This window comes from Pelagibius litoralis, from assembly GCF_011683915.1.
Classification (GTDB): Bacteria; Pseudomonadota; Alphaproteobacteria; order Kiloniellales; family Kiloniellaceae; genus Pelagibius; species Pelagibius litoralis.
In genome coordinates this window covers 33,434-58,739 of record NZ_JAAQPH010000028.1, presented here as the reverse complement: position 1 = coordinate 58,739, position 25,306 = coordinate 33,434, and the positions used below count along the sequence as shown (strand labels likewise).

At 64.8% G+C, this 25,306-nt stretch carries 29 protein-coding genes; 13 read left to right on the top strand and 16 right to left on the bottom strand.

Translation table 11 applies throughout. The features are described from left to right. Positions 1-72: 72 nt before the first annotated feature. From ychF to HBA54_RS25405, 10 genes are all read right to left on the bottom strand, one after another. Complete coding sequence (gene ychF, locus HBA54_RS25450; protein WP_167230398.1) at positions 73-1,170, bottom strand: redox-regulated ATPase YchF; 1,098 nt, start codon at positions 1,168-1,170, stop codon at positions 73-75. Between the two features lie 3 nt (positions 1,171-1,173). After that, positions 1,174-1,833 carry an aminoacyl-tRNA hydrolase gene (gene pth / locus HBA54_RS25445; RefSeq protein ID WP_167230395.1) on the bottom strand — a complete coding sequence of 220 codons (660 nt, stop codon included), beginning with the start codon at positions 1,831-1,833 and terminating at the stop codon, positions 1,174-1,176. 36 nt (positions 1,834-1,869) lie between these two features. Next, positions 1,870-2,547, bottom strand: a complete 678-nt coding sequence (locus HBA54_RS25440) for a 50S ribosomal protein L25/general stress protein Ctc (RefSeq protein ID WP_167230392.1) — start codon at positions 2,545-2,547, stop codon at positions 1,870-1,872. 168 nt (positions 2,548-2,715) lie between these two features. Continuing rightward, a complete protein-coding gene (locus HBA54_RS25435; RefSeq protein ID WP_167230389.1) occupies positions 2,716-3,660 on the bottom strand; it encodes a ribose-phosphate pyrophosphokinase in 945 nt (314 codons plus the stop codon). Between the two features lie 473 nt (positions 3,661-4,133). Continuing rightward, complete coding sequence (pgeF, locus tag HBA54_RS25430) at positions 4,134-4,901, bottom strand: peptidoglycan editing factor PgeF (protein WP_167230387.1); 768 nt, start codon at positions 4,899-4,901, stop codon at positions 4,134-4,136. A 72-nt stretch (positions 4,902-4,973) separates the two neighbouring features. Further along, on the bottom strand, positions 4,974-6,095 hold the full coding sequence (locus tag HBA54_RS25425; RefSeq protein WP_167230384.1) for a class I SAM-dependent methyltransferase: 1,122 nt from the start codon (positions 6,093-6,095) through the stop codon (positions 4,974-4,976). Positions 6,096-6,110: 15 nt separating this feature from the next. Further along, entirely contained in the window at positions 6,111-6,941 is an 831-nt protein-coding gene (lgt, locus tag HBA54_RS25420; RefSeq protein ID WP_167230381.1) for a prolipoprotein diacylglyceryl transferase, read from the bottom strand. A 6-nt stretch (positions 6,942-6,947) separates the two neighbouring features. After that, positions 6,948-7,931 carry an ADP-glyceromanno-heptose 6-epimerase gene (rfaD, locus tag HBA54_RS25415; protein WP_167230378.1) on the bottom strand — a complete coding sequence of 328 codons (984 nt, stop codon included), beginning with the start codon at positions 7,929-7,931 and terminating at the stop codon, positions 6,948-6,950. Between the two features lie 135 nt (positions 7,932-8,066). Next, positions 8,067-9,113, bottom strand: coding sequence for a substrate-binding domain-containing protein (locus HBA54_RS25410; protein ID WP_167230375.1), 1,047 nt, complete (start codon positions 9,111-9,113; stop codon positions 8,067-8,069). A gap of 94 nt (positions 9,114-9,207) precedes the next feature. Beyond that, complete coding sequence (locus HBA54_RS25405) at positions 9,208-9,603, bottom strand: cupin domain-containing protein (protein ID WP_205944911.1); 396 nt, start codon at positions 9,601-9,603, stop codon at positions 9,208-9,210. A 270-nt stretch (positions 9,604-9,873) separates the two neighbouring features. Between HBA54_RS25405 and HBA54_RS25400 the strand changes: the two genes are divergently transcribed. The 4 genes from HBA54_RS25400 (at position 9,874) to HBA54_RS25385 (ending at position 12,711) form a co-directional block, all read left to right on the top strand. Next, positions 9,874-10,209 carry an accessory factor UbiK family protein gene (locus tag HBA54_RS25400; protein WP_167230372.1) on the top strand — a complete coding sequence of 112 codons (336 nt, stop codon included), beginning with the start codon at positions 9,874-9,876 and terminating at the stop codon, positions 10,207-10,209. Positions 10,210-10,373: 164 nt separating this feature from the next. After that, positions 10,374-10,874, top strand: coding sequence for a type III secretion system chaperone family protein (locus HBA54_RS25395; protein ID WP_167230369.1), 501 nt, complete (start codon positions 10,374-10,376; stop codon positions 10,872-10,874). A gap of 47 nt (positions 10,875-10,921) precedes the next feature. Continuing rightward, positions 10,922-11,749 (top strand): pyrroline-5-carboxylate reductase, encoded by an 828-nt coding sequence (gene proC / locus HBA54_RS25390; RefSeq protein WP_167230366.1) that lies wholly within the window; start codon positions 10,922-10,924, stop codon positions 11,747-11,749. A gap of 539 nt (positions 11,750-12,288) precedes the next feature. Then, the gene (locus HBA54_RS25385) at positions 12,289-12,711 is read left to right on the top strand and encodes a response regulator (RefSeq protein ID WP_167230363.1); all 423 of its coding nucleotides are present in this window, start codon (positions 12,289-12,291) and stop codon (positions 12,709-12,711) included. A gap of 36 nt (positions 12,712-12,747) precedes the next feature. On the opposite strand, the gene HBA54_RS25380 is transcribed toward HBA54_RS25385, so the two are convergent. Next, on the bottom strand, positions 12,748-13,902 hold the full coding sequence (locus HBA54_RS25380; RefSeq protein WP_167230361.1) for a vWA domain-containing protein: 1,155 nt from the start codon (positions 13,900-13,902) through the stop codon (positions 12,748-12,750). 235 nt (positions 13,903-14,137) lie between these two features. Between HBA54_RS25380 and HBA54_RS25375 the strand changes: the two genes are divergently transcribed. Together HBA54_RS25375 and HBA54_RS25370 are read left to right on the top strand one after the other, a co-directional pair. Beyond that, entirely contained in the window at positions 14,138-15,058 is a 921-nt protein-coding gene (locus HBA54_RS25375) for an aldo/keto reductase (RefSeq protein ID WP_167230358.1), read from the top strand. A 3-nt stretch (positions 15,059-15,061) separates the two neighbouring features. Then, positions 15,062-15,709, top strand: a complete 648-nt coding sequence (locus tag HBA54_RS25370; protein ID WP_167230355.1) for a DUF6064 family protein — start codon at positions 15,062-15,064, stop codon at positions 15,707-15,709. On the opposite strand, the gene HBA54_RS25365 is transcribed toward HBA54_RS25370, so the two are convergent. Further along, positions 15,706-16,176: a MarR family winged helix-turn-helix transcriptional regulator gene (locus tag HBA54_RS25365; protein ID WP_167230352.1), complete on the bottom strand. Its 471-nt coding sequence runs from the start codon at positions 16,174-16,176 to the stop codon at positions 15,706-15,708. The genes HBA54_RS25370 and HBA54_RS25365 overlap by 4 nt on opposite strands. 97 nt (positions 16,177-16,273) lie before the next feature. Between HBA54_RS25365 and HBA54_RS25360 the strand changes: the two genes are divergently transcribed. The 5 genes from HBA54_RS25360 to HBA54_RS25340 all read left to right on the top strand — a co-directional run bounded on the left by HBA54_RS25360 (position 16,274) and on the right by HBA54_RS25340 (position 19,527). Further along, entirely contained in the window at positions 16,274-16,825 is a 552-nt protein-coding gene (locus HBA54_RS25360) for a DOMON domain-containing protein (protein ID WP_167230349.1), read from the top strand. A gap of 74 nt (positions 16,826-16,899) precedes the next feature. Continuing rightward, positions 16,900-17,529 (top strand): metal-dependent hydrolase, encoded by a 630-nt coding sequence (locus HBA54_RS25355; RefSeq protein ID WP_167230346.1) that lies wholly within the window; start codon positions 16,900-16,902, stop codon positions 17,527-17,529. Beyond that, positions 17,511-17,999, top strand: a complete 489-nt coding sequence (locus HBA54_RS25350) for a YbaK/EbsC family protein (protein WP_167230345.1) — start codon at positions 17,511-17,513, stop codon at positions 17,997-17,999. The genes HBA54_RS25355 and HBA54_RS25350 overlap by 19 nt, the downstream gene beginning before the upstream one ends. 152 nt (positions 18,000-18,151) lie before the next feature. After that, on the top strand, positions 18,152-18,760 hold the full coding sequence (locus HBA54_RS25345; protein ID WP_167230343.1) for a TetR family transcriptional regulator: 609 nt from the start codon (positions 18,152-18,154) through the stop codon (positions 18,758-18,760). 260 nt (positions 18,761-19,020) lie between these two features. After that, on the top strand, positions 19,021-19,527 hold the full coding sequence (locus HBA54_RS25340) for a phasin family protein (protein WP_167230341.1): 507 nt from the start codon (positions 19,021-19,023) through the stop codon (positions 19,525-19,527). A gap of 95 nt (positions 19,528-19,622) precedes the next feature. Here the strand turns inward: HBA54_RS25340 and HBA54_RS25335 are convergent, their stop codons facing one another. Further along, positions 19,623-20,816 carry an FAD binding domain-containing protein gene (locus HBA54_RS25335; RefSeq protein ID WP_167230339.1) on the bottom strand — a complete coding sequence of 398 codons (1,194 nt, stop codon included), beginning with the start codon at positions 20,814-20,816 and terminating at the stop codon, positions 19,623-19,625. Positions 20,817-20,930: 114 nt separating this feature from the next. On the opposite strand from HBA54_RS25335, the gene HBA54_RS25330 reads away from it, so the two are divergent. Together HBA54_RS25330 and HBA54_RS25325 are read left to right on the top strand one after the other, a co-directional pair. Continuing rightward, a complete protein-coding gene (locus HBA54_RS25330) occupies positions 20,931-21,848 on the top strand; it encodes a LysR family transcriptional regulator (protein ID WP_167230337.1) in 918 nt (305 codons plus the stop codon). A 78-nt stretch (positions 21,849-21,926) separates the two neighbouring features. Continuing rightward, the gene (locus HBA54_RS25325; RefSeq protein WP_167230335.1) at positions 21,927-22,274 is read left to right on the top strand and encodes a tRNA-binding protein; all 348 of its coding nucleotides are present in this window, start codon (positions 21,927-21,929) and stop codon (positions 22,272-22,274) included. A 42-nt stretch (positions 22,275-22,316) separates the two neighbouring features. Here the strand turns inward: HBA54_RS25325 and HBA54_RS25320 are convergent, their stop codons facing one another. The 3 genes from HBA54_RS25320 to HBA54_RS25310 form a co-directional block, all read right to left on the bottom strand. Continuing rightward, on the bottom strand, positions 22,317-23,099 hold the full coding sequence (locus tag HBA54_RS25320; RefSeq protein WP_167230333.1) for a response regulator: 783 nt from the start codon (positions 23,097-23,099) through the stop codon (positions 22,317-22,319). Positions 23,100-23,236: 137 nt separating this feature from the next. Further along, positions 23,237-24,592 carry an ATP-binding protein gene (locus HBA54_RS25315; RefSeq protein WP_167230331.1) on the bottom strand — a complete coding sequence of 452 codons (1,356 nt, stop codon included), beginning with the start codon at positions 24,590-24,592 and terminating at the stop codon, positions 23,237-23,239. Positions 24,593-24,602: 10 nt separating this feature from the next. After that, positions 24,603-25,301: a response regulator gene (locus HBA54_RS25310; protein ID WP_167230329.1), complete on the bottom strand. Its 699-nt coding sequence runs from the start codon at positions 25,299-25,301 to the stop codon at positions 24,603-24,605. Between the last annotated feature and the right edge of the window lie 5 nt (positions 25,302-25,306).

Genomic DNA, 25,306 nt, shown 5'->3' with positions numbered 1-25,306 from the left:
GCGGCCCGTTTTTGCAGCCGGCATCTTGCAGGGGAGGGCCTCACACAGGGTACCTGTCCGGCCAGCGCGACCTCAGACGTTGAAGCGGAAGTGGAAGACGTCGCCGTCCTTGACCACGTAGTCCTTGCCTTCGGCGCGCATCTTGCCGGCATCCTTGGCGCCCTGTTCGCCGTTCAAGGCGACGAAGTCGTCGTAGGCGATGGTTTCGGCGCGGATGAAGCCGCGCTCGAAATCGGTGTGGATGACGCCGGCGGCCTGGGGCGCGCGGCTGGCACGGCGCACCGTCCAGGCGCGGGCCTCCTTCGGACCCACGGTGAAAAAGGTGATCAGGTCGAGCAGGCCGTAGCCGGCGCGGATGATGCGCGCCAGGCCGGTCTCCTCCAGGCCCAGGGTTTCCAGGAACTCGCGCTTTTCCGCCGGGTCCTCCAGCGCCGCGACCTCGGCCTCGATGGCCGCGGAGATCACAACGCAGGCGCCGCCCTCCGCCTCTGCCCGCGCGGCCACCTTGGCCGAGTAGGCGTTGCCGGTGGCGGCGCTTTCCTCGTCTACGTTGGCGGCATAGAGCACCGGCTTGGCGGTCAGGAGCTGCAACTGACGGAAGGCCGGCAGCTGATCGTCGCTGAGGGTCACGCTGCGCGCCGGCCGGCCGGCCTCCAGCGCTTCGATCACCGGCTCCAGCACCGCCAGACGTTCCTTGGCTTCCTTGTCATTGCCGCGGGCCCGCTTGATGGCGGCATCGCGCTGCTTTTCGGCGGACTCCAGATCGGCCAGCAGCAGTTCGGTTTCCACTGTCTCGGCATCGCGGATCGGATCGACCGAACCGTCAACATGGGTTACCTCGCCGTCGAAGCAGCGCAGCACGTGGACGATGGCGTCGACCTCGCGGATGTTGGCCAGGAACTGGTTGCCAAGGCCTTCGCCCTTGGAGGCGCCGCGCACCAGCCCGGCAATGTCCACGAACTCCAGAAAGGTCGGGATCTCCTTGGCGGACTTGCCGATCTCCGTCAGCCGGTCGAGGCGCGGGTCCGGTACCGGCACCCGGCCGACATTGGGCTCGATGGTGCAAAAGGGATAATTCGCCGCCTCGGCGGCGGCGGTTTCGGTCAGGGCGTTGAACAGGGTCGACTTGCCGACGTTGGGCAGGCCGACGATGCCGCAGTTAAATCCCATGGCTCAGCTGCTTTCTGTGGAGGGCGGTGCGTCGCCCTTGGACTCTTGATCGGTCTCCGCCGCTTTTTGCTTCGGCCGCGGCGGCTTTGGGCGGGGCGGGTTGATGGTCTCGGCGACCCGCGACATGAAGCGGGGGGCGTCGCCCTCGGCGAGGCTGGGGATCTCGATGGCGACGGCGTCCAGCAGCGTCTCGACCCAGGGCTGATCGGCCTTGGCGAAGTCGTTCAGCACATGGCCGTGGACCAGCTCTTTCTGGCCGGGATGGCCGACGCCAAGGCGCACGCGCCAGAACTCTTTGCCGATGTGGGCCTCGATGCTGCGGATGCCGTTGTGGCCGCCGGTACCGCCGCCGCACTTCACCCGCAGCTTGTTCGGCGCCAGGTCGATCTCGTCGTAGAGCACCACGACCTGCTCCGGCTCCAGCTTGAAAAAGCGCAGGGCTTCGCCTACGGCACGGCCGGACTCGTTCATGTAGGTCTGCGGCTTCATCGCCAGGGTCTTCACCCGGCCCAGCCGGCCTTCGGCGGTTTCCGCCTGGAAACGCTTGCGCCACGGCGCAAAGGAATGGCGGCGGACGATCTCGTCCACCGCCATAAAGCCGATGTTGTGCCGGTTCTGCGCGTGGCGGGGGCCCGGATTGCCGAGCCCGACAAGCAACAGCATTCGGGCCTCCCGTAACGCTTACCAGAGAGAGCTGACCTAGCTGTCGCCGCTCTCGTCTTCCGACTTTGCTTCCTCACTGCCTTCGCCTTCGCCCTCGCCTTCGGCCGCTGCAGCCTCGGCTGCTGCTTCCGCAGCTTCCTCGGTCACGACGGTCGGTGCGGCGATGGTGGCGATGGTGAAGTCGCGGTCGGTGATCGTCGGCTCCACGCCGTCCGGCAGCTTGACCATGGAGATGTGAATGCCGTCGCCGACCTGCAGGCCGGTCAGATCGATATCGATCTGCTGCGGAATGGTATCCGCACGGCAGGCAAGCTCGATCTCGTAGCGCACCACGTTCAGCACGCCACCCTCGGTCAGGCCCGGGCAGTCCTTCTCATTGAGGAAGTTCACAGCCACTTCGACGTTGACGCTGGTCGCGGCCGAGACGCGCAGGAAGTCGACGTGCACCGGTTGGTCGGTGACCGGGTCGAACTGCACGTCACGCGGCAGAACGCGTTCCGACTTGCTGCCGACCTTCACGTCGAACAGGGTCGAAAAGAAACCGCCGCTGTGCAGCAGCTTGTTCAACTGCTTGTTCTGGACGGCAATCATGATGGGGTCCTTTTTGGCACCATAGATCACGCCGGGCACTTGGCCGGCGCGACGTGCTGCCCGGGCTGGCCCCTTCCCGGCCCGTTCCCGCTCGTCGGCGGGCAGTTCAACAACGTCAGACATCACTGTCTCTCCTTGCGAGAAAGCCCCTTAAGAAAAGAGGCATAAAGGCTTTGGCTTAGTGAGCCGCGGCCCGCTTGCCCGACCCGGCCTCCAGGGGTGCCGGCGTCGGAATACACGAAAATCAAAACTTCCAGCGGCCGATCAGGGCCGAAACCTTAAAGCCCGGGGCTACACCGCCGGGACATTGAAGAGGCTCGAAACCGAGCGCTCGTCGCTGATCCGCTGCATGGCATCGCCGATCAGCGGGGCGATGGAGATCTGGCGGATGTTCTGTGCCACCCGCACCGCCTCGGTCGCCTGAATGCTGTCCGTCATGACCAGCTCCTCCAAGGGAGACGAGCTGACCCGCGCCACGGCCCCGCCGGAAAGCACCCCATGGGTCACATAGGCCGAAACCGCCGTGGCGCCCTCCTGCATCAGGGCGGCGGCGGCATTGCAGAGGGTGCCTGCTGAATCCACGATGTCGTCCACCAGGATGCAGCGGCGGCCCTTCACGTCGCCGATGATGTTCATCACCTCGGAGACCCCGGCACGTTCGCGGCGCTTATCGATGATCGCAAGGTCCGCGTCAAGCGGTTTGGCGATGGCCCGGGCGCGGACCACGCCGCCCACGTCGGGCGAGACAACGGTCAGGTTATCCTTGCCGTAGCGCCCCATGATGTCCTGGGTAAAGACCGGCGTACCGAAGAGATTATCCGTCGGAATGTCGAAAAAGCCCTGAATCTGACCGGCATGCAGCTCCAGCGTCAGGACCCGGTCGGCCCCGGCGGAGGTGATCAGATTGGCAACCAGCTTGGCGGAAATGGGGGTCCGCGGTGCCGATTTGCGGTCCTGGCGGGCGTAGCCGAAGTAGGGCAGGACCGCCGTGATCCGCCTGGCGGAGGCCCGCTTCAGCGCATCCATGGCGACCAGCAGCTCCATCAGGTTGTCGTTGGCCGGATAAGAGGTGGACTGGATGACGAAGACATCCTCGCCGCGCACGTTCTCGCCGATCTCGACGAAGACCTCCATATCCGAGAAGCGGCGCACGCTGGCCTTGGTCAGCTCCAGGTTCAGGAAAGCGGAAATCGCCTCGGCCAGCGGCCGATTGCTGTTTCCGGTCATAATTTTCATCAACAATACCCCTAGCTGGGCTTTTGGCACGGCGCGGATTGGCGGGCGCGGGAGAGAAGACTGCCGATCCACCGCCGATCCACTGGCGATCCGGCGTTCCCCTCGACTCTATCTTTCTCCCTGGCCCGGGCGGCGGGACCATATCAACGCCTTTCCGCCCTGTAAATGTCCTTGGACCGTCATAATTGCCCAGCCGCACAGGCTTTCAAAAAAGGCGAGCGAGTCTCTCTGAAATTCTCTTTCAGGCTGTGTTTTTGCCGCCGCCTAGAGCAGATCCGGGTTGGATGGAATCGCTGAAAGCGATCCATCAACCCGGTGAATCTGCTCTAACTGCTTGATGTCGATCGGATTCACATGTTTTGTCGAAACCACGAAGTGGTTCCGTCAAAACATGATCCGATCTAGATGAAAAAGCAGCTGGCCAGCAGGCCCAGCAGCAGGAACATCACGAAGATGGTCATGTGGGGCACGGTCTAGGGTTCCAGATAGATCGCCGAGAGGCCGCGGCCGTAGTCCGGCTCCTGGCGGTGACAGGCGCGGCGATAGCTGAAGAATCGGCTGTCCTCGGCGCAGGTATCGCAGGGCAGGGTCTGGATCGCTGCCAGACCGGCGCCGCCCAGCCGGCGGGCGACATAGCCCTTGAGGTCGAAATGCGAATGTCCCTCGCGCTTGCCCGGGCAGAAGAAGTCCGCATTACGCGGGTCCTGCTCCAGGAAGGGGCGCGGGAATTCCGGCCCGACTTCATAGGAGCGCTGTGAGATTGCCGGGCCGATCCCGGCCAGGATGCGTGCCGGGTCGGCGCCCAGCACGGCCATGGCGGCGACGGTCGCCTCCAGCACGCCGTCGATGGCGCCTTTCCAGCCGGCGTGTGCGGCACCCACCACCCCGGCCTCCGGGTCGGCCAGCAGCACGGGCACGCAGTCGGCGGTCAGGATGCCCAGCGCCACGCCGCGCTGGCGGGTCACCATGGCGTCTGCCTTGGGGGCATCTTCGCGGGCCCAGGGCGTGGTCACCTCGACGACATCGGGGGAATGCACCTGATAGGCGGTCACCAGCCGTTCGCCCTCCAGCTCGATCCGGGCCATGGCGCGCTGGCGGTTTTCGCTCACATGGGCCTTGTCGTCACCGGAGCCGTAGCCGCAGTTCAGGCTGGTGAAGAGCCCCTCGCTCACCCCGCCGTTGCGCGAGAAGAAGGCATGGCGGACGGAGGGAACCTCGTTGAGGGCAGCAATGGTCAGCATGGCTGGGACTTTAACCTTGCCGATCTGTCGGCGATAGGGGGCGATTGCACCTTGCGTTCGGTCGGCTGCCGTTCAGTCCACCGCGAAGCCGGCGGGTGGTGTGAGGTCCGGCGCCAGATCGACCGGGCTTACCAGGGCCAGGGCTTTGAACAGGCTGCCCATCTCCGCCGGGTCGACCAGACGGTGCCGGGCCGCCTTGATCGACGCGGCCTGCGCCGGTGCCGCTGCGGCCAGATGAGCGGCCCGGGTCTCGATCCCCAGGGTCTGGAGAAAAGCCCCCTGATCCACCGGCCCGAAAGCCCTGGCGCCGGCGGCACTGGCGGCGGCGGCCAGGCTATGGAAGTCGACATGGGCGGTCAGATCGGCCTGTCCCGGGGCCTGCAAAACATCCTGGCGGCGATGCTGGCGCAAGGCCTGGAGCGTCGGTCCGATCTGCGATTCGGCGGCGCCGTAGTCGATGACCAGGGCCGCGCCGGGCTGATGGGCCAGCCGCGCGCCGAGAAAGGCCGCCAGGCTGAGGCCGGCGGGGCAGAGTTCGACGATGCTGCCGGTCTCGGCACTGCGCAGGTTGTCGGGGATCAAGGCGGCGTTCACCGGGCTCGCCGCGGCCAGGCCGAAGGCCAGGGACCGGCCGTTCTCTGCCAGTCCCACCCGGCGTTCGGCCCAGCCCGCCGCGGTCTTCTCGAACTGGCGGATCGCCAGGGCGTCGAAGAATTCGTTGGCGACCAGCAGGAAGGGGGCGTCGGGCAGTTCGGCGAGCGAGTCGATCCAGGTCACCGCCTGGCCGGGAAGATTTTCCCGCTGGATCCGCCGCAGGCTGGGGCTGACCTCCACCAGTTGGATATCGGCCGCTTCGAGAAAGTCGGGCACGGCACGGCAGGCGCGCAATACATCGGCCATCAGGGTGCCGCGCCCGGGCCCCAGTTCGACCAGCAGGCAGGGCGACGGGCTGCCCAGGCGCAGCCAGCAGTCGGCGAGCCAGAGGCCGATCAGTTCGCCGAACATCTGACTGATTTCCGGCGCGGTCACGAAGTCGCCCCCGAAGTCATCGCCGGTTGCCCTGGGCGCGCCGAAGGGATCGCCCTTCATGTAGTAACCCTCGGTCGGATGGGTCAGGCAGAGCGCCATGTAGTCGGCAATGCTGAGCGGGCCCTGCCGCTCGATCCGTTTCACTATTTCGTCGATCAGCGGCATGGCGGGTACTCTGTCCTAAGCCCGGCGGCGCAGGGCCCAGACCGTTACGATCAGGCCGACGAGGAACATGGGGAAGGACAGCAGCTGGCCCATGGTGATGCCCTCGACGATGAAGCCGAGGAAGTCATCGGGTTCGCGAAACAGCTCCGCCGTGCTGCGGGTGACGGCGTAACCCATCATAAAGACGCCGGAGACCAGACCGGTGCGCTGCAGGGCGCCACGCCGCACCATGATGTAGAGGATGATGAACAGCAGTACGCCCTCCAGCAGCGCCTCGTAAATCTGGCTCGGATGGCGGGCGATCGGGCCGGCGCCGGGATGGGGGAAGATCATGGCCCAGGGCAGCGTCGAGGCGTCGGCGGCGCGCCCGTAGAGCTCGCCGTTGACGAAGTTGGCGATGCGCCCGAGGCAGAGCCCGATCGGCGTGGCGGCACCGACGATATCCGACAGGGTGAAATAGCTGACGCCGCGGCTGCGGGTGAACAGCAGGATCGCCGCCAGCACCCCCAACATGCCGCCGTGAAAACTCATGCCACCCTGCCAGATCACCAGGATCTCAAGCGGGTTCTGCAGGTAGTAGCCGGGTTTGTAGAACAGCACGTAGCCGAGCCGCCCGCCGAGCACCACGCCCAGGGTCGCCCAGAGCAGGAAGTCGTCGAAGTCGATGGGCTTCAGGCGCCGCGGCGGCAGCTTGGTCATCCAGCGGCAGTACAGCCAGGCCAGCAGCAGCCCGGCGATGTAGGCCAGGGCGTACCAGCGCACGTCGAAGATCCAGATACTGAAGGCCACCTGGTCGAAATTCGGGTGCTGCAGAACCAGGAAAGTGGGGGACAGGGTTTCGGCCATGGAGCCTCAGCGGTAGGGGTCGGGTTTGACGAGGAAGTCCTTCACGTAGCGGGCAACGCCTTCTTCCAGTTCGGTGAAGGGCTTCTCGTAGCCGGCGGCGCGCAGGCGCGCCATCGTCGCTTCGGTAAAGTACTGGTACTTGTCGCGGATTGCTTCGGGCGTCGGCACGTAGCTGATGTTCTCCGGCTGCTCCATGGCGGCGAAGACCGCGCGCGCCAGGTCGGCAAAGCTGCGCGCCTTGCCGGTGCCGACATTGAACAGGCCGCTGACCGCCGGGTTGTCGTAGAGCCAGAGCATCACCGCGACGCAGTCGTCGACCCAGATGAAGTCGCGCAGCTGCCCGCCGTCGGCGTAGTCCGGATGGTGCGACTGGAACAGCTTGGCGCCTTCGCCGCGGCTGAGTTGTCCGAACAGGTGGAAGGCGACGCTGGCCTGGCCACCCTTATGATACTCGTTGGGGCCGTAGACGTTGAAGAACTTCAGGCCCGCCCACTGCTTCGGTGCCGGCGCTTCCGCGGCCAGCCGGCGCATGACCCAGCGGTCGAAGAGGTGCTTGCTCCAGCCGTAGCCGTTGAGCGGGCGTAGGCCGGCGAGGTAGCCGCGGGCGCTGTCGTCGTCGAAGCCCAGGGCGCCGTCGCCATAGGTCGCCGCCGAGGAGGCGTAGATGAAAGGGATCTCTTCACGCGTGCAGTGATCCCAGAACACCTTTGAGAGGCGAAAGTTGTTGGCCATCAGGGCGTCGCCGTCGTTTTCGGTCGTCGCCGAGATGGCGCCCATGTGGAACACGCCCTTCAGCCGGCCCTCGGCCCAGCGCAGGAACTCCGGCAGTTCTTCCGGCGGGATTACGTCTTCGATCTCGTGGTGCGCCAGGTTGCGCCACTTGTCGCCCTGGCCCAGGCGGTCGCAGACGACGACCGCTTCGCCGCGCTCCGCCAGGGCGGCAACCAGGTTGGAACCGATGAAACCGGCGCCGCCGGTAACGAGAAGCATGTTCAAGGCGATCCTTTGCTGCGCACCGCGTTGTACTTCCCTTTGGGACGCGGGCGCTCTCTTATAGGTGGGGCCCGGAGCGCTCCGCAACCCCGCCATCGCCGCCGGGCGGCAACCCGGGCGGTAACACTTGTGTTAGTTCTGCCGAGCCGTCAGCCGCTTGGCCGCTTCGACCAGGCCGCCGCGCTCGGCCGGGGGCAGGGGGATAAGGCCGCGCCGGACGAGGTAGCCGTCGCTGCCGGAGGCCGCCTCGCCCGCAAGTTCGCCGGGATAGTCGCGCAGGCCGGGGATCACGCTCAGATGCTCACGTTTGATGTAGAAATAAAGCGCGCGGACGGGCCCATAGCTGCCGTCCGCGATGCTCGCGGCACTCGGCACCACACCGTTGATCGCGACCGGCTGCAGCCGTCCGGCGTTCTGCTGCTGAAAGGTAAAGCCCAGGATGACCAGGGCATCCGGATTGGCGTCCAGGCGGGCGAAGGCCTGGACGTCGTCGGCGGCGACCTCGGTGACGGCACCGTCGCCGCGCAGCGCCGCAATGCTTTCCAATCCCCGGAGCGGCGGCAGTGTTGCGGCGGCAGGGGCCATCATCAGCGCGGTAAAGGCATCGCGCTGCGGACTGGTCAACGGCGGGCTCAGAACTTCGATCGGCGTCACCGGCAGGGAAAAGTCGATATCGCTCCACAGCCGGTAGGGGTTTGCCGCGAGACTGCCATTGCTCGGCACCTGCTGCGCCATCGCCAGCAAGACCTGCTTGGGGGTCAGCGACAAGGCCGCGCCGCGCCGCGACTTGGCCAGCACGATTGCCTGGTGGCCGATCTTGATCTCGGCAAGGCTGATGCCTTTCTGCCGGCAGGCGGCGACCTCCGCCGCGCTTGCGCGCCGTTCCGCCGTCACGACATCCGGATGCTCCACGCCGACACCGGCGCAGAACAGCTTGAACCCTTCGGCGGTGCCGTTTTTCTCCACCAGAGGCGCCGCGAAGCCTGCTTTGACGCTGAAGTTCTCCGCCGCCGCCACGGCCAGGGGAAAGACCGTGCCTGAGCCGACGATGCGGATACGTTCGCGCGTGTCGGCCTGCGCTTCCGCCAAGCCGCCGGCCAGGATCAGGCCTGTCAGCGCCAGGCAGCCGATCCAAAAATATCGCCCTGTCCGTGGTTTCAGAATCCAGCCGACCGTCATGCTCCCCCCTTGTTGCGCGCAGTGAAGCGATTCTGCGGCCGGAGAGCAAGCACCCTTGATAGGCAGAGGATTGCCGATTCTTGAACGGAAGATCTCAGTGTTGCTGCGGTGCCGGCGTCGTCCTGGTCGGTTTCTCTCCGCCCTGCGGTCCATACATGATCACCCAGGTGGCGAAATCATCGGTGAAGTCTTCAAAGCGATGAACGGCACCTGCCGGCACGAAGATCGCATCGCCCCGACTGAAGGAAAATCGCCGCAGGCTGCTGTCGTCATTGCCGATGGCAAAACTGCCGGAACCGGCGACGATCACGTAAACCTCGTCCTGGTCGTGGGGTGGCTGATGATCGATCCCGCGCGGCTCATAGAAATAGAGCGTCAGGGTTTCCCGCTCCAGCAGCTGGGCGGCGGGCAATCCGCCGGGGGACGTACCGGCGTTGAGCGCATGGATAATCGCGTCATGCGCTTGTGAGAGATGGGTTATCGTTTCCACTTGCGGTCCTCCGATTCAGTTCGGGTCGCTTGGCCGGCGCGATCCGGCAGTGCCGGATTGCACGGCCTGTCGGGCAGGCTATCGGCGGGCGTTTTGCGCGAACTATCCGAAACTTGCGATCCGGGTGCGACCGATTGTGCCTTTGATAGGCGTGCCGCGAACCGGATATGCCCTGTTCTCTATAGGCTCTGAGGCGGAGGTTGAAGCTGCCTTGTGGGGCCGCCATATTAGAAATCTTCTATTAAGTCCGCGCGCAGGAAGGATTCCGTGATGCAAAGCCAGAACAAGATCCTCGACGACATGGCCCGCGTGGCGAGCAGCGCCATGGGCGTGGCGGCCGGCATGCGCGGCGAGGTCGAGGCCCGCGTCCGCGAACAGCTGGAGCGGCTGCTGGCGCAGATGGACTTGGTATCCCGTGAGGATTTCGAGGTTATCAAGGCCGTCGCCGTAGCGGCGCGGGAGGAGCAGGAGGCGCTGAGCGCCAAGCTGGCCGCGCTCGAGGCCCGTCTGGCGGCGCTGGAAGGCACCCAACCGGGCGGCGGCGCGGCGAAAGCTGCGAAACGCCCGGCCAAGGCTGGCAAGGGCGCGCCCGAAGACGCCGGCTGAGCCTTACCCCCCTCTATCCACAGCCTTTTCGCAATTCCCTTGTTGCACAGCGGAATCGAATAAGGCACGCTATATCTGGTAGCGATGGCGTCGCATTATTCCATATGTCGGGGCGAGTGAGGCGCCGGAGCCCTGCCACTGCCAACCGAAGAGGCCGTGTCGACATGGTAGAACTCGTCCAAGACTCCCACCAGCCGATCAACCCCCTCGACCTTCTCGAAGAACTCGGTAGCGCCAACGACTGGGCCTGCGACCGCCATAGCGAGTCCGAACTGCTCATCGAGCTGTCCGGTCATTGGTGCGAATACCACATGTATTCCGTCTGGCAGGAGCAGGTCAGCTCCATGTTTTTTTCCTGCCATTTCGATATGAAGGTTCCCAAGGCACAGCAGAAAGACGTCTGCGAGTTGCTGGCCCGTGCCAACGAACGGCTCTGGCTCGGCCACTTCGACCTGATGGCCGAGGAGGGCGCGCTGATGTACCGCCATACCATTCCCCTGCGCGGCCTGCCCGGCGCCTCCTTGGAACAGCTGGAGGATCTGGTCGAAGCGGCGTTGATGGAATGCGACCGGGTCTATCCGGCGTTGCAGATGGTCATCTGGGGCGGTTCCACGGTGCAGGAAGCCCTCGACGCCGCCTTGATGGAAACGGTCGGCGAAGCCTAGGCTGCATTTTCCCGCTTTGATTCGCTCGGTTTGATTCGGAGGATTGCATGAAGCTTTCCGGCCCCCTGCTGCTTGTCGGCTGCGGCAAGATGGGCGGCGCCCTGCTGGAAGGCTGGCTGGCGCGCGGCCTCTCACCGCAGGATGTCTGGATCGTCGAGCCCGGCCCAGCCCATCTCCAGGTCCACCTGCAGGGGTTTATCGACCGCGGTGTCCACCTTGCCGCCGCGGCTGAGGATCTGCCGGCTGCGCTGCAGCCCGCCCTGGTGGTCTTCGCCGTCAAGCCGCAGATGCTGGCCGAAGCCTTGCCCCACTACCGCGGTTTCGCGGGGGCCGGCGCGGCGGTGCTGTCGATTGCAGCCGGATGGCGCATCGCTGCCTTTGAAGAGGTTCTGGGCGCCGAAACGCCGGTGGTCCGGGCCATGCCCAACACCCCGGCGGCGGTGGGCCGCGGCATGACCGTGCTCTGCGCCAATCCATACTGCGATGCCCAGCTGCGCGATCTAGCCGGCGACCTGCTGGGGGCTGTCGGCGAGACCGCCTGGGTCGACGACGAAGGGCTGATCGATGCCGTAACGGCGGTCTCCGGCGGCGGCCCGGCCTATGTCTTCCTGCTCATCGAATGCTTGGCCGAGGCCGGGGTGGCGGCGGGCCTGCCGTCCGACCTCGCCATGCAGTTGGCGCGGGTGACGGTCTCCGGCGCCGGCGTCTTGGTCGATCAGTCTTCTGAGCCGGCGGCCACCCTGCGCGCGAATGTGACCTCGCCCGGCGGCACCACCTTGGAGGCCCTGAAGGTGTTGATGGCCGACGACGGTCTGCAACCCCTGATGACCAAAGCCATCGCCGCCGCTGCCGCCCGCAGCCGCGCCCTGGGCTGATGCCGTTGCCGCCCCTGCCACAAGGCGATTCAACTTCAACTCGAAGTCGATAGAAGAGAAAAAATTCTCATCTATTCTGGTTAAAGTTGTGTTGACTCCGATGGCTATGCAAGGCGACTGCTCATCGACTAGTCCAAGTGACTAGCTTTTCTTTCCCTAGAAGCAACAAACATATTCTATCAAAGGCAGTCATGAGACTCTTTGAATTCCATGGCATTCGCAGGTGGCGAATGGATCTCGCCGAAGCGCCTTGCTTGATATGTCTAGATTATCCATCCATTAACTAGTCGTTCATTTTTTGCATATTTATTATAGAAATACACATAATAGTTGTAGCCAAAATAGATTAGTATTTTGAATGGTGGCCGGCGTTGGGGCGAACGCTGGATTGCCGGCCGCGGTGGAGCGGGGGGTCGCTCTGAAAGTTTCGGCGATGTGAAGCGCTTCTTGGCGCGCGCTTCGTACTAGACGCTATGACGGACAAACGGACCGCGCCGCGTTTGCGGGCTCGTCACCGGCGGAGAAAGAGGGGATCGATAATGAAAGCAAAAGTTCTGGTGGTTGAAGACGATGATCTGACCCGTTTCCTCATGGGCGAGATGTGCCGCATGCTGGGCCTGGACTGCGAGATCGCGGCCGATGGTCAGCATTGCCTCGATATGCTCGAATCGGGGGCGGTGGATTTCGATCTTATCCTGATGGACATCCAGATGCCCCGGGTATCGGGCCTGGAGGCGACCAAGGCGATTCGGAGCAACCCGAAAGCCTTGATCCGGACGACGCCGATCGTGGCGGTGACCGCCGAGTCTCACTGGCATGAGCCCAAGCATTATGAACCCCTGGGGTTTGACTCCGCCCTGCCCAAGCCGGTGGAACTGGCGGGCCTGACGTCCATTGTCAGGCAGTATGTCGGCGACAGCGGTCAATCGGCGCCACAGCTGCAGGCCGCCGCGGGGTCCTAAAAAACTAGAGGGCGGACCCCGCCCGGGCCCTTCGACTCAGTAGATGATCCCTTTAGCGGCGCCCTGCTCGCGAATGATCGCTTCGACCTTGCTGTCGAAAGAATCGCTTTTGCCGGCGCTCACCCGTTCTTCCTGCAGATAGGCCTCTCGCTGCACAAGCAAGGCGTCGAGCTTCTTGCGAAGCTCCTCACGCATCGCCGTCTTCTGCGCAATCACCGCTTCGCGTTCTTCCGGGCCCATCGCCTGCAACGGTTTGGGCAGGTCGGCCGCTTCCAGCTCTTCCAGCGAGACCACGCCCAGAGCCAGGTCGTTGATCAGCTCGCCCGCGCCGGTGACGACTTCGTCATGGGCCGATTTCAAGCGGCGGTAGGCCGACTTGTCGGCGGCCACAGAACTGGGTGCGGAGGCGCTGTTTTCCAGCTTGCGCTGGATGCTTTCCTGCTGCGCCGCGTTGCCGTAGGGGATGGCCGTGCGGGTCAGGCGCTGGTTCAGGGACTGGATGTCCTGATCGTAGGGGGTCTCGATCACCTGCATGTTTCCGCTCTGCGGGATCTCCGCATAGCGGCCCTGGGCCAGTGTCGCGATCTCACGCCAGACGGCCCCGGTATCCCGGGCGCCGCCGGCCAGGATGGTGTTGATGACGATGCCCTTGCGCGCGGCCTTCTTGGCCGTGGCGTGGTAGGCCACGTCGTCGCGGTAGTTCATCTGCGGCGGCGAATCGCCGACCAGGAAAACCACCTTGTAGGCCGATGACGTCTGGCCCCAGCTCATGATGTTCACGGCATCGTCAAGCGCCTGATTGACCGACTCCGGCCGGTCGCCGCCGCCGTCGGCTTCGAACTTCAGCAGCTCGCCATAGATCTGGTCGATGTCTTCGGTCAGGTCGAAGACCCGCGTCACGTAGTTGTCGCCGCGGTCGCGATAGCCGACGAGCCCGATGCGCAGTTGCGGGGTCACCTGGGCGTCGAGCATTTCCTTGGCGATGGACCAGATCTTGACCTTGGCGCCCTGGATCAACTGGGTCATGGAGCCGGTGGTATCCAGCACGAAGGCGACATCGATCGTCGGCCGCTCCAGCCGGGCATGGGCCGGCTGCAGGCCGTCGGCGCCCGATGGTTGGGCCGCCGTGAGCGCCGATGGAAGAAGCGCGAGAGAGGCGGCAAGGGTGATGGCGGTAAGCACAGATCGCATGATGTCCCCCGTTGAATTCGGAAAAGGTCTTCTCTGACGATCTGACGCCCCGAAAAGAGCAAAAAAGGGACTCCATTGCGGCGCCGAACAGGCTTTTCCATGGCGGATCCGTGGCGGCGGTTCCCGCACCCGGCACCGGCATTCGCTGCGACCCGTTCACGCCGCTTTGACTTCCCCGTCGCAACCGCCATCTTCATTCTGGTAAGACGCATCATCTCGCAGCGGGAGAACGGCAATGTCTGAGGAATCCTGGCGGACGACACGGCGCGCCGTCCTGGGCGGCCTGGCGGCGCTGCCTTTCGCCGGGCGGCTGGCCGCGGCGGACAGCGCGCCGCTGACCCGGGCCATTCCGGCAGATGGTGCGCGCCTGCCGCTGATCGGCATGGGCACCTGGATCACCTTCAACGTCGGTGACGATGCCGGGCTGCGGGCGCAGCGCAGCCAGGTGCTGCAGGCCTTCTTCGAGGCCGGCGGCGGGCTGATCGATTCCTCGCCGATGTATGGCTCGTCAGAGGCGGTGATCGGCCATGCCCTCGAACAGACCGGCCAGCCGGCCTCGCTGTTCTCCGCGACCAAGGTTTGGACGTGGACCCAGGCCGGCGGGGTGGAAGAGATAGAGGCGTCGCGGCGGCTTTGGGGTGTGGAACGCTTCGACCTGCTGCAGGTCCACAATCTGCTGTCCTGGGAAAGCCACCTGGAGACCCTGCGTCGGATGAAGGCGGAGGGGCGGCTGCGCTATATCGGCATCACGACGTCGCACGGCCGTCGTCACGACGACTTCGAAGCGGTGATGCGCCAGGAGGACATCGACTTCGTCCAATTCACCTACAACGTCCTGGACCGGGAGGCGGAGGCGCGTCTGCTGCCCCTGGCGGCGGAGCGCGGCCTGGCGGTGATCATCAACCGGCCGTTCCGCCGCGGCGCGCTGTTCGACCGGTTCGCCGGGCATCCGCTGCCGGACTGGGCGGCGGAGATCGACTGCGCGAACTGGGCGCAGTTCTTCCTGAAGTTCGTCGTCTCCCATCCCGCCGTCACCTGCGCCATCCCGGCCACCTCGCGGGTCGACCACATGGCGGAGAACATGGGCGTGCTCTACGGGCGGCTGCCGGATGCGGATCTGCGCCGCCGCATGATCGCCACCATCGAAGCGCTCTAGCCCGTGCTGTCCTTCGATGCGGAGGTGCTCTCCGCGCTCTTTGCTCGGATGAACGCCGCTCTCTGGCCCGCACAGCTTGCCTTCGGCGCTGCGGCCCTGGCGGCCTTGGTGTTCGCAGCCCTGCGCCAAGCCTTTGCCGCCCGCGCGATCGGTGTGATCCTCGTTACCGCCTGGCTGTGCTGCGGCCTGATCTTTCACCTGACCTACTTCGCTGGCCTGAGCTTTACCGCGCCCGTTTATGGCGGGCTGTTTCTGGCGCAGGCCGCCCTGCTGGCCTGGAGCCTGCTGGTGCGGGGCAAGCCGGTCTTTGCCCTGAACCGTGGCTTGCCGGCCTGGGTCGGGCTTTTGGTTGTCGGCTATGCGCTGGTCGCCGTGCCGGTGATCGCTCTGTCGGGCGCTGGCGGTCTTGCGGCGGCGCGGACCTTCGGTCTGGCGCCGGGGCCGACGGCGGTCTTCACCCTCGGCCTTCTGCTGCTGATCCAGAGGCACTGCCCGCTGCACCTGCTGGTGCTGCCGGTTCTCTGGTGTCTGATCGCCGGGGCGACGGCCTGGTCGCTGTGGATCCCTGAAGATCTTGCGCTGCCCTTCATCGCGTTGGCGGTTCTGGCCGTCGCGCTATGGCACAACAGGACCCAGGCCGCTTCGCACTAACGCCCGGCATCGTCCTTTTCGGGAAAGCCGCTCTCGATAACCTGCTCCAGCAGCGCGCGGAGCTGCGCCATCCCTTGCTTGCCCAGCCCTTCGGTCATCCGCGCTTCGATCTGCCGCTTGATGCGGGCGCCGTCGCGCAGGGCGGTCTTTCCCGCCTTGGTGTAGTGAATGATCTTGGCGCGCTTGTCCCGGGGGTCGGGCGCGCGATAGACGATCCCCGCCGCCTCCAGGTCGTCGACCAGCTGCTGCACCGCCTGCTTGGTGAGGCCGGACCGTTCGACGAGATCACGCTGGCGCGTCCCCTTGGGGTCCAGAAAGGCGGTGATGTTGCTCTGGGCCTTGCCGTACCAGTTGTGGCCGGCTTCCTGCATGGCCGCGATATAGGCTTCCTTCCAAAGGAAAGCCGCCTGCCAGAGCGGCCAGCCGATGTGATCGGGCCGCAGGTTTTCATCCGTCGAAGGCGCCATTCGGAAGCTCTTTTCTATTTATCGTCAAGTTTCTTGACCAAATTGCATTCTCAATTTATAGTCAAGCAACTTGACCGAAATGACAAGAGGGTCGGTGATGAAATGTTTCAAGAGGCGGTGGGTGTTCTCCGGGTTGATGGCCGTGGCCCTTGTGCCATCCGGTGTGCCAGCCGTCGCGCAGGCTGTGCCGCTCGTGCCCCGGGTTGACGATGAAAACTGGGACCGGGTCGCTGCCGGCGAGATGGTCTTTCGCTGGCGCCATGACAGGGCGGTCCTGCGGGGCAATCTCGCGGCGCCGACCGCCGGCTGGCTGGCGGTGGGCTTCAACGATGCCGAGCGCCTGAAGGGCACCTGCTTCGTGATGGCGCAACTCTCCGAGACGCCGGCCTGCGTGGAACTGCGCCGGGCCGTGGTGCCTGACCATGTGCCGGTCGCCGACCGCCGGATCCGGGCCAGCCTGGCGATGGAGGCCGGCGCCTTCCAGGACGGGCGCTCGACCCTGCAGTTCGCCCTGCCGCACGAAAGCGGAGCGACTCTGGGCGTAAAGCTTACACCGGGTGCTTCGACCTATCTCATGCTGGCCTGGAGCCGGTCGACCGACTTCGATCATCATTCGGCGTTCCGCGAGCATCATCGGGTCGTCCTCTAACCTCCGCCTTCTTTCGCTTCTGTCCCAGCGATTCCTCTCTGTCGCCAAGCCACAGGGATATGGAGAACCGTGCCTTGAAAACCCCCACACACTTCCTGATTGGTTATGGCTGCGCAGCGGCTTTCGGATGGCGCGGCGGGCTGCGCCGCGCCTGCCTGATCGGCGCCGTGGTGCCGGATATTCCTGTCGCAGCCGTCTGGAGCGTTCTGGCCGCTTCGGTTGTCTGGCGGGAGGGGCGCTACCTGCAGCCGCTGGTTCAGGCCGAGATGGATGCCCTCTATTTCTCGGACTCCCTGATGATCGGTCTGCATAACCTGCTGCATTCGCCGCTCAGCCTGCTGGGGTTGACGCTGCTGGCGGCGATCCTTTTCTGCCGGACCAGGGTCTGCCGCTCGTACGGCCTGGCTTTCCTGGCCGGCGCCGCCACCCATGCGGTGGCGGACATTGTCAGCCATGTCGCCGACGGCCCGCTGCTGCTCTGGCCGCTCGACACCAGCCTGCGTCTGACCGGGCCTTTCAGTCACTGGGACCCGGCCTACGGCGGCCTTTGGGTGACGGGGGTCGAATTGGCCGGCGGCCTGGTGTTCGCTTTCTTTGCCGCTTTCGGCTGGTGGCGCCGCCGTATGCTTGATCCGGTCGGGAAACAGCGGCACCTTTGGGGCCGCCGCATCAATGAGGAAAGCAGATGGCAGACGAGCCTTTAAAGGCAAGCGCCCGGCGGGTGCAGCAGGCGATCGAGGCCGCGGGTTTCGATTTCCAGGTGTGCGAGTTTCCGGCCTCGACCCGCAGCGCCGAAGACGCTGCCGTGGCCATCGGCTGTACGGTGGCGCAGATCGCCAAGTCGCTGATTTTCCGTGCCCGGGAAAGCGGTGCCCCTGTTCTGGTGCTGGCCAGCGGGGCCAACCGGGTCGACGAGGCCGCGCTGGGCGCGCTCCTGGGCGAGCCGGTCGGCCGGGCCAAGCCGGACTTCGTCCGCGAGGCGACGGGTTTTGCCATTGGCGGCGTGGCGCCGGTCGGGCACACCAGACCCCCGACGACCTTCATCGACCGGGATCTCATGGATCTGGCCGAGATCTGGGCCGCTGCCGGTACGCCGAATGCGGTTTTCTGCCTGACCCCGGCCCAGCTCTGCAGCATCACCGGGGGCCGGGTGGCGGATATCCGGCAGGCCTGAGGCCCGCCGGGCCCCCGGCCCGACCACGCCGCGTCAAGGGGCCGCAGCCACCTTGCAGGCTCATGTGCTACTTTGCGGTGGCCTTCACCTTGCGGGCCGCAGCGCCTATGATGAGGCAACGCAATCGCTACAACGCCTAAGGAGCCAATCTGATGGTGAAAAAAGCGGATCTTCCAAAACACATCATCGATACCGCCTTTGCCTTGGCGGCGGAACGCGGTTGGCGCGATCTTTCCCTGGCGGAAATCGCGGCGGCGGCCAAGGTGCCGCTCTCAACGCTCTATCCTCTTTTCTCCTCCAAGCAGGCCATTATCGAGGGCTTCGCCGACCACGTCGACGCGGCGGTGATGGCGGACGAGGACCGGGAAGGCGCGGAGACGCCGGCCCGCGACAGGCTTTTCGATGTGCTGATGCAGCGTTTCGAAGCCATGCAGCCGCAGCGCGAGGCTATTGGCGCCATCCTTCAGGATCAGCTGCGTGACCCTCTGTCGATCTGTTGCGGGATGGGGCGGTTGATGCGCTCCATGGCGACGACCCTGGAAGCGGCCGGGTTTTCGACCACGGGTCTGCGCGGCTTGCTGCGGATCAAGGGTATCTCCGCCGTTTACCTCTCGACCCTCCGGGTCTGGCTGCGTGACGAGAGCGAGGACATGGCCAAGACCATGGCCTTCCTGGACAAGCAGCTGCAGCGCGCCGACAGCCTTGCCGGCAGGATGTCCGGCTGCACCATGTCCGGGGGGATGAAGCGCGCGGCGGGGTAACCGGCAGCGGCTATCGGCGGAATTCTATCCTATTCCTGCCGGCGCCCGCCGGCGGCCCGGCACGGCGGTCCTCCAGCCCTGAAAGGCGCAGGAAAGCTGGGTTTAAGCCGGGCCTCGAGATACAATCTCCGAGATTATTGTGCAGTGCAAAAAAATTCCTTGACGCTCCTCTATGAGGCGCCTATATCAGCGTCAACACAGGTATTGTGCGGTGCAACATTGAAGCGGGCGATCCCCGCACAAATTGAGGAGTTTGACCCATGGCCGTATCCGGTAACCCGTTCCTGACTGGCGATTTCGCCAAGTTTGACTTTGCTTCTATGATGGACCCCAGCAAGCTGGCTGAGCAGTGGGAGAAGATCGACTTCACCGCCGTTCCCGAGCAGTTCAAGGTTCCCGGCGTTGACGCCCAGGCTCTGGTCGATGCGCAGAAGCGCAACATCGAAGCCTTCGCTTCCGCCAACAAGATTGCGCTGGAAGGCGCCCAGGCCGTGGTCCGCCGTCAGGCCGAGATCCTGCGCCAGGGCATCGAAGACGCTTCCAAGGCTTTCGGCGAGCTGAACGCCGCCGGTACGCCGCAGGACAAGCTGGCCAAGCAGGCTGAGCTGATGAAGTCCGCTTACGAAGCCTCTCTCGGCAACCTGCGTGAGCTGACCGAAATGGCCACCAAGTCCAACGGCGAAGCCGCCGAGCTGCTGACAACCCGCGTGAGCGAGAGCTTCAGCGAGCTCACCGGCGAAGTGAAGAAAGCCGCGAAGAAGAAGTAAGCTTCGCGACGACATTTCCGAAAAGCTAAGGGCCGTCTTCGACGGCCCTTTCTTTTTGCGTTGGATTTAGGTTCCGGACCCTGCCCGGGGGCGCCCTAGCTTTCGGACGCTACGCGGGGTTCCAGGGGGGCACCCAGGCGCCGGCCATGGGCTGCGATCGCCCGGGCATGGGCAAGGCGATCCGGTTCCCAGGCCTTAAGGGCGGCCGGCACCTTGTCTTCTGCGGCGACGTCGTCCGGGGTGACCAGCGCTTCGGCCAGATAAAAGGCATCCCCGGCGGCTTTATCGATTCCCATGGCCGTATGCGGCCTGACCACGCTGGCGGCATCGCCGATGAGGGCGATGCGGCCGAAAGCCAGTCGAGGGCTCTCCAAATCCTGGATCGCTTGAATGAAAGGCGCCCGGGTTGCCGCGACCGCATCGGCAAGAGGCGGCGGCAGAAGGGTGCCGGCGTCAGTCTGCAGCGCCGTCACGACCGCCGGGTCCAGGCCGTTCGGCGGCATGGAGACGGCATGCCTGACGCCCTGCCGGTCGGTCAGCAGGCGGTCGATCTCAGCCTGCGTCGCGGCCTGACGGTACCAGACCCAGTTGTAGCGTCTTGCCCCTTCGGCCGTTTCGCCGTTCGGGCCGGGGATCAGATAGCCCAGGATATGAGAGCCGTCATAGCGATAGAACGCAAAGCGGCCCGCCAGCGCCGCCTTCGCCCGCCCGGTCAACAGGCTTTCGGGGATCAAGCCGCGCCAGGCGACATAGCCGGCATAGCGCGGTGCCGTTTCAGGGGCGAGCAAGCCGCGCAGGGCTGAGAGCGTGCCATCGGCGGCGATCAGCAGGTCGCCCGTCGCCTTGCCGCCGTCGGCCAGGGTGAGTGTGACGGAGACTGCGTCCTGGGTGAACCCGGTAACGGCGCTGTTCAGATGGTAGTGCGCTTCGGGGAAGCGCTGGCGCAGGATACGGTAGAGGCTATCCCAGGCATGCTGGGTCTGATGGCTGCGATCCTGGTCGGCGAAGCTGCCATCGCGGTTCAGGGTGACCCGCTCGAAGGCTGTCACGCCGAGCGAACCGACGGAGGCTATCCCCAGGGCGCGCAACGCGCGTACCAGGTCCGCCTGCTGGACAAGGCCGGCACCCTGGCTTTCCAGGCTGTGTGCCGAGCGCTCGAAGATGTCGACGTCCCAGCCCTGTTGATGCAGCAGCGTGCCGGCGAAAAGGCCGGCCAGCGAGCCGCCGGCGACCAGGGCCCGGGGCGGGCGTCGTGTTGAATTGTCGGCGGTGCTGTATGGCTCAGTCATGGCGATACTCCTGGCAAGAAAAACGGTCTGCCGGGGATATCGGCGCTCGAGTTGTTGATTATAATAAGGTAATTATCGATCAGATCGTTGCGTCAGATGCAATGAAGGGATTCCATGGACCGCTTCGCGGCTTTAAAGGCCTTTGTCACGATGGTCGACGCCGGCGGTTTCGCGCCGGCCGCCCGCCGTATGGGTCTTGCTACCTCCTCGGTCACACGCCAGGTCGATGCGCTGGAGGCAAAGCTCGCGGTCAAACTAGTGAATCGTTCGACCCGCAGTGTGACTCTGACCGACGCCGGCCAGGGCTACTACGAGAAGGCACGGCGCCTGCTTGGAGATCTCGAGGAAGCCGATCTCTCGGTTGCCGGCGCGGGCGACCCGCGCGGTCTGCTCCGGGTCAGCGCACCGCCGGCTTTCGGCCGGCTGCATCTGGCGCCGATGCTGGCCGACTATCTGAGGCTGTTCCCCGAGGTCACGCTCGATCTGCTGTTCACCGATGCGATCATTAATCTGGTCGAGGAAAACGTCGATGTTGCCATCCGGCTCGGCGCCCTGGAATCGTCTTCGCTGGTTGCCCGCAAACTGGCCGAGCACAGCCGTGTCATCTGTGCCAGCCCGGCCTATCTCGAACGCGCGGGCATACCGCAAAGCCCTCAGGATCTTGCCGGCCATGATTGCCTCACCTTTGCCTACCGGCCCGGTGCTGACCATTCGCGGCTCAGCCGCTGGCACCTTGAGGGGGTGAAGGGAACAGCGGCGGTCGAGGTAACAGGCCCGGTTCGGGCAAACAGTTCCGAGACGCTGGTCCGCATGGCCCTTTGCGGACTTGGGTTGATCATGATGCCGACCTGGCTGGTGGGCTCGGATTTACATGGCGGACGCCTGCGGCGGGTGCTTGCGGATTGGCAGGTCAATCCGCAAGCCGAGGACACGGGGATTTATGCCGTCTACCTGGACAACCGCCGTGGGGTGCCCAAGCTGCGCAGTTTCCTCGACTTCCTGGCAGAACGATGGAGCCGCGCCGCGCCCTGATGGCTTGTGCGCTGCTTCCTGCCGGTGATAGCGTCGCCGCGCTTAAGCCGCGAAGAGCTTTGCGGGAGGGGACGACCGATGAGCGACAGCAGCCAGATTTCTTTCGACGATTTCCAGAAGGTCGAGGTGCGCATCGGCACGATTGTCGATGCCCAGCCCTTTCCCGAAGCGCGGCGGCCGGCGATCAAGCTCTGGGTCGATTTCGGTGCGCCGCTGGGGTTGAAGAAGTCCTCGGCCCAGATCACCGTCCACTACGCCGTCGAGGAACTGGTCGGCAAACAGGTCGCGGCGGTGGTGAATTTTCCGCCCCGGCAGATCGGCAAGTTCATGTCCGAGATTCTGGTCCTCGGGTTTCCCGATGGGGATGGCGAGGTGGTGCTGGTCACGGCAGACAAACCGGTCCCCAATGGGGGCCGGCTTTATTAGCTTGATGGTTCCGGCGGCTTCCCGGCCGCCAGAGTAGTCGTCTCAGGTGATGTTGAAGCGCTGCAGCACATCGGCGAGATCGTCGCCGAACTGGGCGCCGCGGCGGATCAGGCCGACATTCATCGGCAGGGCTTTCAGATCGGGATGATCCGGATCGAGACTGGTCAGCAGGGCGATCGGGATCGTGCGGGTCGCCGGCATGGCCGAGAGCGCACAGGCCAGGTCGACGCCGCTGAGGCGCGGCATGACCTGGGAGGTGATCACCAGATCCGGTTTGGTTTCCAGGATCAGCTCCAGGGCTTCGATCGGGTTGGTGACGCTGGAAACACGGTAGCCGCAGGCGGCGAGTTCGCGGCCGACGACCTTGGCGGCGGTGCGCTGGGGAATAATGACGGTGACCGACTTGTCGGTGATCACCACGTCTTCGACGTTGAAGGCACTCTGCTGCGGCAGTTCGCGCAGGACGGCGGAGATTGCTTCGGCATCCACCGTCTCGCCGTCGAGCAGGCTGTTGATCCGGTCGGCAAAGGCGAAGAGGTCGCTGATGTGACGCTCTTCGACCGATTCAATCTCGCTCAGGTATTCGTCGAGGGAGTGGGTCAGGGGGCCGAAGCCGGTCAGGTTCACGGCGCGGGCCTTCATGCGCAGATTGGTTGAATCGATGGCCAGGGTCTTTGCCGCTTCCTTCGGATCGAGCACACCGTTCTTGACCTGTTGAACGCGCAGCTCCAGGTTCGACACCAGATCCCGGGCCTCGTCCAGCGCTTCGCTTTCGATCTGTGAGTCGACTTCTTCCTCGGAAATCAGCGCATTCTTACCAACCATTACCTTCTCCGTCGGAACATGTTCATTTGCAGGCGGAGAATAGGGAACCAACAGTTAAGGCAGTCTAAACGGTATTTGTCGCTAAGGTTGTATGTTCGGCGGTGCAATTCCTGGGTTTTGCCGGAGAGAACCGGGTTCTAGGCCGGCAACCAGATTCGTGCCCTGAGGCCGCCGCCGGGCGCCGCTTCCAGAATCAGGTCTCCGCCGTGGCTGCGCGCCACGTCTCGGGCGATGGTCAGCCCCAGGCCGACGCCGCCGGTTGCCGGATTGCGGGACTGTTCCAGCCGGAAGAAGGGTTTGAAGACATCTTCGTGGCGTTCCGGCGGAATGCCCGGTCCGTCGTCTTCCACGGTGATCTCGATCAGGTTCCTGCGGTGGCCGGCCCGCACCGCGACCTGCTGGCCATAACGCTGGGCGTTGCCGATCAGGTTGGTCAGGCAGCGGCGCATCGCTTCGCGGCGCAGCGGCAGGGCAATGTCCTGTTCAAGGTGGAGGTCGATAACACCGCCGTCCCGGGTCATCTGGCTGACCACGTCGCGCAGCAGGTCGCAAAGGTTCGTCGGGACCGGGGTTTCCTTGCCCTCGCCGCGGGCGAAGGCCAGGTAGCCTTCGACCATATGCTCCATTTCGACGACGTCGGACTGCAGGTTGTCGACCTCGGGCGTGTCCTTGAGCATCTCAAGCTGCAGCTTCATCCGGGTCAAGGGGGTGCGCAGGTCGTGGCTGACCCCGGCCAGCATCTCGGTGCGCTGTTGGACCTGACGGTTCAGCCGGTTGCGCATGTTGATGAAGGCGACGGCCGCCTGGCGCACCTCGGTCGCCCCCTCCGGTTTGAACTCCACCACCTCCCGCCCTTTGCCGAAGCTCTCGGCGGCATGCGCCAGCCGGCGGATCGGTTTCACCTGATTGCGCATGAAAATCACGGCGACACCGAACAGCAGAATGGAACTGCCGATGGTCCAGAAGATGAATATGTAGGTCGTCGAGGAGAACAGGCGTTCGTCGGTGACCAGGACGCGCAGCACCCCCTGGTTCAACTGCACCAGAATCTCGACCCGCTCGTCCAGGCTGCGCGTATCGACGACGAAGGGCACCCTGAGCCTTTCCTGCAAAGCCGAATGCAGGCGGGCATCGACGACACCGCGCGACACCACGACGTCGGGAACCAGCAACTCCGCCCCGATGCTGAGCGAGAGTTCAAGCTGCATGGTACTTTTCGCCAGGCTGAAGATGCGCACCAGATCGTCGTTGTCTTCACTGCGGTTGGTCAGGGTCACCACCGCGGCGACGTCGCCGGCAAGGCCCTGGGCCAGGCGCTTGGTGATGGTGTCGTAGTGGCGGTCGTAGAAGATCCAGGTTGAGATAACCTGTAACAGGATGAGCGGCGTGACGATAATCAGCACCGAGCGACCGAGCAGGGAGCGTGGCAGGAAACGCCGGATCGGCCCGGGGCCGCCGTGCGGGTAGAGCGGGTTCGGTGTACTGCTGGTCATCAGTTGGCCGTCAGTCGATCATCAGTACGTAGCCGGTTCCCCGGACGGTCTGCAGGTAGCGCGGGAATTTGGGGTCGAGCTCGATCTTGCGCCTCAGGCGGGTCACCTGAACGTCGATGGTCCGGGTGTTCCCGTTGATCTGACTTTCTTCCGACAGGTCCTGCCGGGCGATCGGCTCACCGGCACGCAGGGCAAGAGACTTCAGCAGAGAGGTCTCGGCCGAGGTCAGGGGGATGAAGGCACCGGCGCGGGTCAGCTCCTCGCGTTCCAGGTCGAAAGAGAAATCGCCGAAGGTGATGCAGTTCGAGGATGTGGCGGTGATCGAGGGCACGCGCCTGAGCACCGCGTTGATGCGCAGCACCAGCTCGCGCGGCTCAAAGGGTTTGGGCAGGTAGTCGTCGGCGCCGGATTCGAAGCCGGCAATGCGGTCTTCGGTTTCGTTCATGGCGGTGAGCAGCAGGATCGGCACAGAGCTCTCCTGCCGCAGGGTCTGGGTCAGCTCCAGGCCGCTCTCGCCGGGCATCATGATGTCGAGCACCAGCAGATCGAAGGCCAGGGAGGTCAGCTTGGCCCGCGCATCGGCGGCGTCCACCGCCGTGGTGACCCGAAAGCCCTGGTCGCTGAGATAGCGCTGCAGCAGGTCGCGCAGCCGCGTATCGTCGTCGACGACAAGGATATGGGACGGGTCGGAGACAGCGGGATCGATCATGGGCA